Annotated in this window: 3 protein-coding genes; all 3 read right to left on the reverse strand. The window is 67.8% G+C overall.

Going from position 1 to position 7,649, the window contains the following annotated elements:
- Positions 1-159: 159 nt before the first annotated feature.
- Positions 160-306: an FCD domain-containing protein gene (locus ABZ312_RS44680; RefSeq protein WP_500440194.1), complete on the reverse strand. Its 147-nt coding sequence runs from the start codon at positions 304-306 to the stop codon at positions 160-162.
- 560 nt (positions 307-866) lie between these two features.
- A complete protein-coding gene (locus tag ABZ312_RS44685) occupies positions 867-2,792 on the reverse strand; it encodes a ThuA domain-containing protein (protein ID WP_500440195.1) in 1,926 nt (641 codons plus the stop codon).
- A gap of 203 nt (positions 2,793-2,995) precedes the next feature.
- Positions 2,996-6,922: a ThuA domain-containing protein gene (locus ABZ312_RS44690; protein ID WP_500440196.1), complete on the reverse strand. Its 3,927-nt coding sequence runs from the start codon at positions 6,920-6,922 to the stop codon at positions 2,996-2,998.
- Positions 6,923-7,649 lie beyond the last annotated feature (727 nt).

A 7,649-nucleotide genomic window follows, 5' to 3' on the forward strand; every position in this document is an offset into this window, starting at 1 on the left:
GCGATAGTAGGGATACATGGTGTCGAGTTCCTCGGCGGCGTCGCCGGTCAGGAGCAGCGCTCTGGGCACCTGCTTCTCCTCGCATCTGAGGCGGGTGAGGCGGATCCAATCCGATCTGATTGGGTTAGCATTCCTCGGCCCGTCCCGCCCGTCAAGCCTTTACACCGTTCCGTCCGAGCCTTTGATTTCGCCGAACAATCGCCGGAACGGCTCGCCGGACAGCAGGATGTGCCGACGCATGGCGTAGGCGGCGGCGTCGGGGTCACGCGCGGCGATCGCGGCCACAACTTCTTCGTGCTCGGCCATCGCCAAGTGAGTGACCTGGGTGTCGGAAGCCGAACAGGTGCACGTGCGCGTGCAGGCGAGCGAGCGCTTCGCGGATGAGCTGGTTCTCCGCGCTCAAGGCGATGAGATCGTGAAAAGAGGCGTCGCGGAGCCCGAAGGCGCCATAGGCGTGAGGTCACTTCTAGCGTCTTCGGGAACCTGTTGACATCGGTCGTATGCTGCGGGATGTTGATGCCCCGCTTGGATCGTATAGGAAAGGTGATGGACGCCAGCCATCTTTCACCCACCGCGGAACCGCCCGCCAGCGCCCTACTTCGACCACCTAAAGCTCCCCTGAGCATGCTCGACGTCCTGCTCGGTTCGCCACCGGGCCACACATGGGCCGAAGGACTTCTCGACTGACTGAAGACCCAGTACGGCGCGGCGTACTCGTGGAGCCGGTCTGCGGGGCGGCGCCCGCGACAGCCCGGCAATTCGTCCAAGGGTCACCGTCATCTTCCTCCCCTCCGATCGCGATAGTGTTGCGCGCTCCAGCGTCAGCGCGGCGGGGCGGCGATTCGCCGCCCCGCCGCGTGAACGGGTCAGCGGTTGAGGTTCTGCATCCACTCCCGCAGCTCGCGCGCCTGCCGCGCGAGCTCGGAACGGGCCGCAGCCTCGCCGGAGGCCTTGTCGTTCGCCAGGTCGACGATCGAGTTCAGCGCCGGGATGGCGGTGGTGTACTTGGTCGCCAGGTAGCTGTCCCGCGCGATGTCCAGGGCGGCACCGGCGGCGTCCGCGGCGTCCGCGGTCAGCAGCCCGTTGGCTCGGTCAGCCTTGATCAGCAGGCTGGTCTCGCGGTAGGAGGAGCAGTTGGCGTCCGTGCGGTCGGCGGTCGTCTCGATCCCGCCGAGGATGATCTGCATGAACGCGTCGTCGTAGTACTGCGTCCGGAAGTGGCCGAGGATGTTCGAGAACGCCTTGCCACCGTCCCAGTTCTGGCACCACGCGATCGGGTGGTCGCCGTTCATCAGCTGCAGCGGGTTGGTGGCCGCGTTGCCGCTGTTGAGGCTGCGCTGGTAGCTGTCCTCGTTGAGGCTCAGCAGCGTGTGTACGTCGGCCCGCATGTTGCGGTCGAAGTTGTAGAGTTCGTCGACCGTCATCCACCGGGCAGGGAGATGCGCGGTCGCCGGGTGCGTCTTGTCCTCGGTCACCACCTCGGCGTGGATGCAGCTGCCGCACTGGCCGAACCCGTTCTGGCCGTTCGGATGGCTGGTGAAGAACCCACCAGCGAGGTTGCCGTACCACGGCCAGGTGCCGACCTCGAACGAGTCGGCGGCGCCGTGGATGCCGACATAGCCGCCGCCCTGCTTCATGTAGGCCTCGAAGTTCGGCTGCTCGGTGGTCGCATTGAGCGGGCCCGGGTGCCCGACGTTGGACTCGAAGACGATCGTGTCGTACTGCTTGAGCGTGTCGAGGCTCAGGAACGGGCTCGTGGGCAGCGTGACCGTCGGGAGTTGCGGGTCGTAGACGTCGACGTTGAAGTTGTTCGCGATGCCGAGCTTTTGGATCGCGGCCACGGTGTGCGGGATGTGGTCGTGCCGGAAGCCCGTCGTCTTGGAAAAGATGAGGACGTTGTAGTCGGCGTCCGGCTTGTGCGGGAGCGGGGCGAGCACCGGGTCCGGGATGAACTTCGGGCCCTGCGCGGGCTCGGACGTGAGGCCCGTCGCGGGCTCCGGCGCGAGCCGGTCGTTGAGCTGGTCGATCAGGTAACGAGCATCGCCCACGAGTGTGCTGCGGGCCGAGCCGGGCGCGATCCGGCCGGCGATCGTGACGAACCCGTTCAGGACCTGGCTCGCGCGCATGGCCGAACCGGCGTCGGCGAGCGCCTTCGCCTGGTCGACCTTGGCTTGGAGCGCCTCGCCGACCTCCGCCGAGACGCTGCCGGCGGTCACGAACCGGGTGATCAGCGTGCCGACGTCCGCGAACGAGGTCGTCACGATGAACGTCTGCGTGTACTTCGCGCTGCTGGAAGCAGCGTCGGAGAGATGCACCGCGAGCGTGTGCACGCCGAGCGACAGGTCGGAGGTCTGCACCGGCAACGGCGGGACCAGCTTGCCGTCGAGGTACATGTTCAGCACAGCCACTCCGCCCGAGCCGGGGGCGGGGTCCGTGCGTGTCGGGATAAGCGTGGCGACGTGACCGACGTGACCGTCGGTGATCGCCGGGTACGATGCAGCCGGCGCGCGCGTGTCGATCCGGACCGAGATCGAGCGGAACGCCGCGACGTTTCCGGACGTGTCGACCACGCGGTACCGAACGCTGGTGTTGCCCTCCTGCGTGATCACCGCCGACGCCGTGGCCGACGTCGGCGCCCCCTCGACGGGCACGTCGATGTAGGCGGCGCCGCCGTTGAGCGAGTACTGGAACTTGGCGATGCCGACGTCGTCGGTCCCCGACACGTTCAGCGTCACCGGGCCGGTGTACCAGTTGTTCTGGCCGGTCGGCGCAGAGGGCGACAGCGTCGCCACGTTGATCGTCGGCGGTGTCGTTTCCTGTGCCCACGACGGTGTCGCGGGGATGAGTGTTGCGGCCGCCGTCAGGAAGGCGGCCACTGCCGATGTGCGAAATCTTCTCCGCATGAGTGTCTTCTCTCTTGCCGCTGTACCGGCGGGTTCGCTGGGTGCGGATGCCCGTGCCGACGAACTCGGGTTCGTCGGCACGGGCGGGTTCGCTAGGTGCCGATGCCCGCGCCGACGAACTCGGCCCAGTTGAGGTTGAACAGGTTGCCGCCCGTGGCGCCACCCGTGACCGAGCGGAACACCAGGAACAGCTCATGCGTCCCGGACATCGAGACCGGGAACGTCTGGCTCGTCCAGGTTCCCGTCCCGCCGGTGGACACGAGGTTGGCCGTGGTCAGGATCGGCCCGGTGACCGAGTCCTGACGGACCTCGATTGCCGCCAGCGGCGACCCGGGCGTGCGGCCGTTCGTCGCGTCCGCCGCGCGGAACGTGATCGAATCGATGTCGGTCAGGTTGAATGGGCCGTTGAGCTGGAGCCAGTCGCCCGAGCCCAGGCTGCCGCGGTGCACGCCGGCGCCGCCGTCGGTGTTGGTCGCCGTGTTGGTGCCGGACTGGTTGACGACGAACTCCACCTCCTGGTGCTTCTGGCGGATCTGGTGCTGGCCGGTCGTGGTCAGCTGTGGGACGCCGCCCGGACCGCCGTGGTCGGTGTAGCGTGCCTGGACCACGCCGGAGACGTTGCCGCCGTGTGAGACGTCGTCGGCGTCCGTGTGGAGCACGCCCGAGCAGCCGTTGACGGACTCCTCGGCGTGGCCGTGCGCGTCGTGGCCGAGCACGAACGTCACCTGCACCTCGGAGCAATTCACCGTCCCGTCCTCGGGGTCGGTGACCGTGACCGAGAACGGGATGTCCTCGCCGAACGCGAACGTCCCGCCCTCCACCGGCGTATTGACGACCACCGTCGGGCTCGTGTTGCCCACGGTGATCACGGTGCTGGTCGAGGTTTGCTTGCCGGACGAGTCGAGCACGGTCAGCACGGCCGTGTAGCGGCCGGACTGCGTGTAGGTGTGTGCCGGGTTCGGGTCGGTCTCGATCGCCGAGCCGTCGCCGAAGTTCCACTCGTAGCGGATCGAGTCGCCGGGATCCTCATCCAGCGAGCCGGCGCTGGAGAAGTTCACGGTCAGCGGTGTTGAGCCGTCGGTGCGGTCCGTGGTGAGCACGGCCTTCGGCGCGCGCTTGCCCTTGACGTACTCCCACTTGTACATGCCCGCGTCGGGGCTGATGACGTTGAACCCGTTGCCGTAGGTCAGCAGGTAGAACGCGCCGTCAGAACCGAACTGCAAGTCCATCGGGTTGTCGCACTCGAACCGGAACGTGCCTGCCCCGGCGTTCGCACGGCTGCCGCAATCCAGGAAGTTGTTGATCTTCTGGACGTGGTTGGTGCGCTTGTCGAGCTTGACCTCGCGCAGCGTGTCCTGCGTCCACTCGCTGATGATCACCGAGTCGTCGTAGTACGGCGGGAACTTGTGAGGGTTCGGGTTCTTCGGGTCGTAGTGGTACTTCGTGACCCCGTGCGGACCGACGCCGCCGGTGTAGAGCTCGGGGAACAGCCGCGGGCATTCGCTCGTCGAGCCGGGAGCGATCGGGCCCGGGGTCGGCGCGTAGTAGGCCTCGCACGGGGTGCCGAGCGGCGCGCTCGTGTTGTTGTCGCGGTAGGAGTACCAGATGTCCGGGTCGGTGACCGGCGGGACGTCCCTCAGGCCCGGCTCGACCGTCGGACCGCCCTCGATGTTCCACAGCGAGTCGTTGCGCTGTGTCGGCCCGTTGCAGTCGAACTTCTGAGGCGGGTCGTTCAGCGGCGTGCCCGGTGTGGTGGTGCCGGGCGCGAACTCGTGGAAGTTCCACTGGTAGTGCGCGAGGTCGCGCTTGTAGCACGTCGGCCAGCCGTAGTTGGACGGCTTGCGCACGATCTCGTAGCGGCCGGTGCCCGCCGGGCCGTGCGAGCGCTGCGGTGTCTGGGCGTCGGGCGAGTAGTCGCCGATGTAGGCCACGTCGTTCTCGTCGACCTGGATCCTGAACGGGTTGCGGAAACCCATCGCGTAGACCTCCGGCCGCGTCTTGTCCTGCGGCGCGCCCGCGACCAGCGGGAACAGGTTGCCCGACGGGATCGAGTAGGCGCCCGTGCCGGGGCCGAAGGCGACCTTGTTGGCGTCGGCGGCGGAGATGTTGCCGTCCTTGACCTTGATCCGCAGCACCTTGCCGCGCAGGTCGTTGGTGTTCAGCGCGGTGCGGCGCGAGTCACCGGTGAGCCGCTGATACCAGCCGCCCTCCTGCGCCGTGTTGGTGGCGATCGCCGGCGTGGCGGTGCCGCTCAGGCCGGCGCCGTCGGCGGTGATCTGCGGCTGAGCGGACTGCTGCTTGCCGCGGCGGAAGAACACGTTGACGTTCGACGTGTTGACCGGGCCGCCGCTGGTCTGGATCTCGTCCGCCTCGATGTTCGAGAGCGCCTCGAGCGCCGCGTCGATCGCATTGCGATCCGCGTTCCACGCGATCGGCTCCGTCGTCTGGCCCTCGAAGGTCAGCGTGAACGTGCCGCCCGTCGCGTTGGTGACGCGAACGGTCTGCTGCTCGTCGGTCTTCTGCGAGTTGTACGGCCCGTAGCCGCCGGCGTTGATGCCGCCCGCGGGCGTGTCATCGCCGGTGACCATCCAGAGGTTGCCGTGCTTGTCGAAGTCGATGTCGCCCCCGACGTGGCAGCATTCCTGGCGGTTGACCGGCACGCGCATGATCTGCTGCTCGGAGCCCATGTCGAGGTGCGCCGGCGTGCTGTCGGTGGCGTCGACGAACTTGAAGCGGCTGAGCTGGAAATAGCCCACGTACGGATCCCACGCGGTCTTGGACGCTGCCACGTTCGGCGGGGTGGTGTTCGGCGTGATCTGGGTGACGACCGATCCGTCGCTCAGCTTGACGTCGGTGACCTCCTTCGCCGAGTAGTAGAGGTAGACCCACTTGTTGGTCGCGAAGTTGGCGTCGACCGCCGGGCCATAGAGCCCGTCCTCGCCCGCGGAGTAGATCTGCTGCGTCATCGGCAGGCTCGGATCGGCGAAGTTGGCGACGACCGTGGTGACGCCCGTGGTCGAGTCGTGCATGCGCAGCGAGCCGAGGCGGTCCGTCTGCAGAACGCGGCCGTCCGGCAGCTGGTCGAAGCCGATCGGCTCCTGCAGGTTCGGCGGCGAGCCGATCTTCGTCTGCTGGTAGTTGGCCAGCACGGTCGCGCCGCAATCGCTGTAGGCCGGGTCGGCCTGGCCCGCGGCCCAGCCGATCGCGCCCTTGAGGTGCTTGGTGAGGCCGGCGTCGAAGCTCGCGGCCGTGTTGCCCAGGCCGGTGTAGAACGAGCGGCCGCCCTGGAAGTCCTTGCACCATGAGACCGGGTGATCGGCGCCCATCGTGCCCCCGGCGATCCCGTCGAGGTCGGCGCCCTGTGGCTGCGGCCCGAACGGGTCTTCGACGACGGTGTCGAGGACGTGTGACACACCGCGGACGTTCTTCTTGAAGTTGTACCAATTGTCGGTCCGCGACCAGATCTGCGGCAGATCCTTGCTCGCGTCGTGCACGCGGTCGGCGACCTTCACGTCACCCGATTGCACGTCGGTCCTGCCGGACGCACGCGTCCCCAGGATGTCGGTCAGGAACGACCAGGACTCGTCGGTCTCGACCGCCGAGCCGACGCCGACGAAGCCGCCGCCGTCGCGGAAGTAGTCCTCGAAGTTCGCGCGTTGCGCGTCCGTGAGCGGGCTCGCGAGACCCGTGTCCAAGAACACCACCGCGCGGTACTGCTTCAGCTTCTTCTCCGTGAAATGGTCGCCCACGTCAGCGGGCCCGGGCGCCACGACCGTGAAATGACCGGGTCTGGCCGCATCCCGGATCGCGGCCAGGCCGGCCGACGACACCGCGTCCTGGGTGCTGCGCACCACGAGCACCTTGAAGCGGGCGTCTGGTGGTGCGGCCTCGGCGGCAGGCGCGGACGGCTGCAGCAGCTCCGGTGCAGCGACGGGAGCGGGCTCAGCCGCCGTGGGGGCCGCAGCGCTCACCGGCGTCGCGAGGAGCGTGAGGAAAGGGGCGATGAGGGCTAAGGCCATCGTGGTCGCGGTGCGACGTCTCGGGCGTCGTCCTTTTGCTGGCAGGGCTGCGTCGAGCAGCCTGGGCCACGTTCGATGACGTGGTGACATGAAAAAACCTTCCTGCCTGGGGGATGTCAGGCACGGCGCGAACCGCCGCGCCTATTGCCACTTGGTGGTAGCGGATAGTGCGGTTGCTGGAGGGTGCCGTCTCCAGGTCTGTGGGGCCGTCAGCAAGGTGCCGACCTGGGTGAGTCCGTGATCGCGGTCGGGTCGTCGACGATGTGGTTGATCACCGTGCTCGCCGCGCCACGGGAGGCGGCGCCGAAGCCGAGCGTGCAGGCGACGAATCGGCACTGGGCGGCTGGAGCTGCCACCACGAGCCGTTGCAGCTGATCTTGTGCGTTGGGCAGCAGCCACTGGGCCGGCGAGGCGAAATGGCCTCAGATGACGATCACTCGCGGGTTGAAGAGGTTGGCCAGGATCGAGCCACCGGGTGGCCGACATCGCCAGAGGCCTGGCCTCTGGCGACCGGCGCATGACGATGGCGGTGGCACAGGTCGGCGAGTGGCTCGGGCTTCACCGGGGCAGGTCAGGTGTGGTCATGCCGATGCGGAGTTGATGGACTTCGAGAAGAGCTCCATCATCGCCCTGCCGAATTGCGGCATGTCGGGCCATCCGCGGCAGGAGACGAGGTTGCCGTCCACGACGTCGGGAGCGTCGATGACCGTCGCGCCCGCGTTCTCCA

The organism is Streptomyces sp. NPDC006207, assembly GCF_040613835.1.
Lineage (GTDB): Bacteria > Actinomycetota > Actinomycetes > Streptomycetales > Streptomycetaceae > Actinacidiphila.

Bases quoted from the DNA above. Each gene is read 5' to 3' on its own strand.
- ABZ312_RS44680 (WP_500440194.1), bottom strand. From the start codon at position 306: ATGGCCGAGCACGAAGAAGTTGTGGCCGCGATCGCCGCGCGTGACCCC.
- ABZ312_RS44690 (WP_500440196.1), bottom strand. From the start codon at position 6,922: ATGGCCTTAGCCCTCATCGCCCCTTTCCTCACGCTCCTCGCGACGCCG.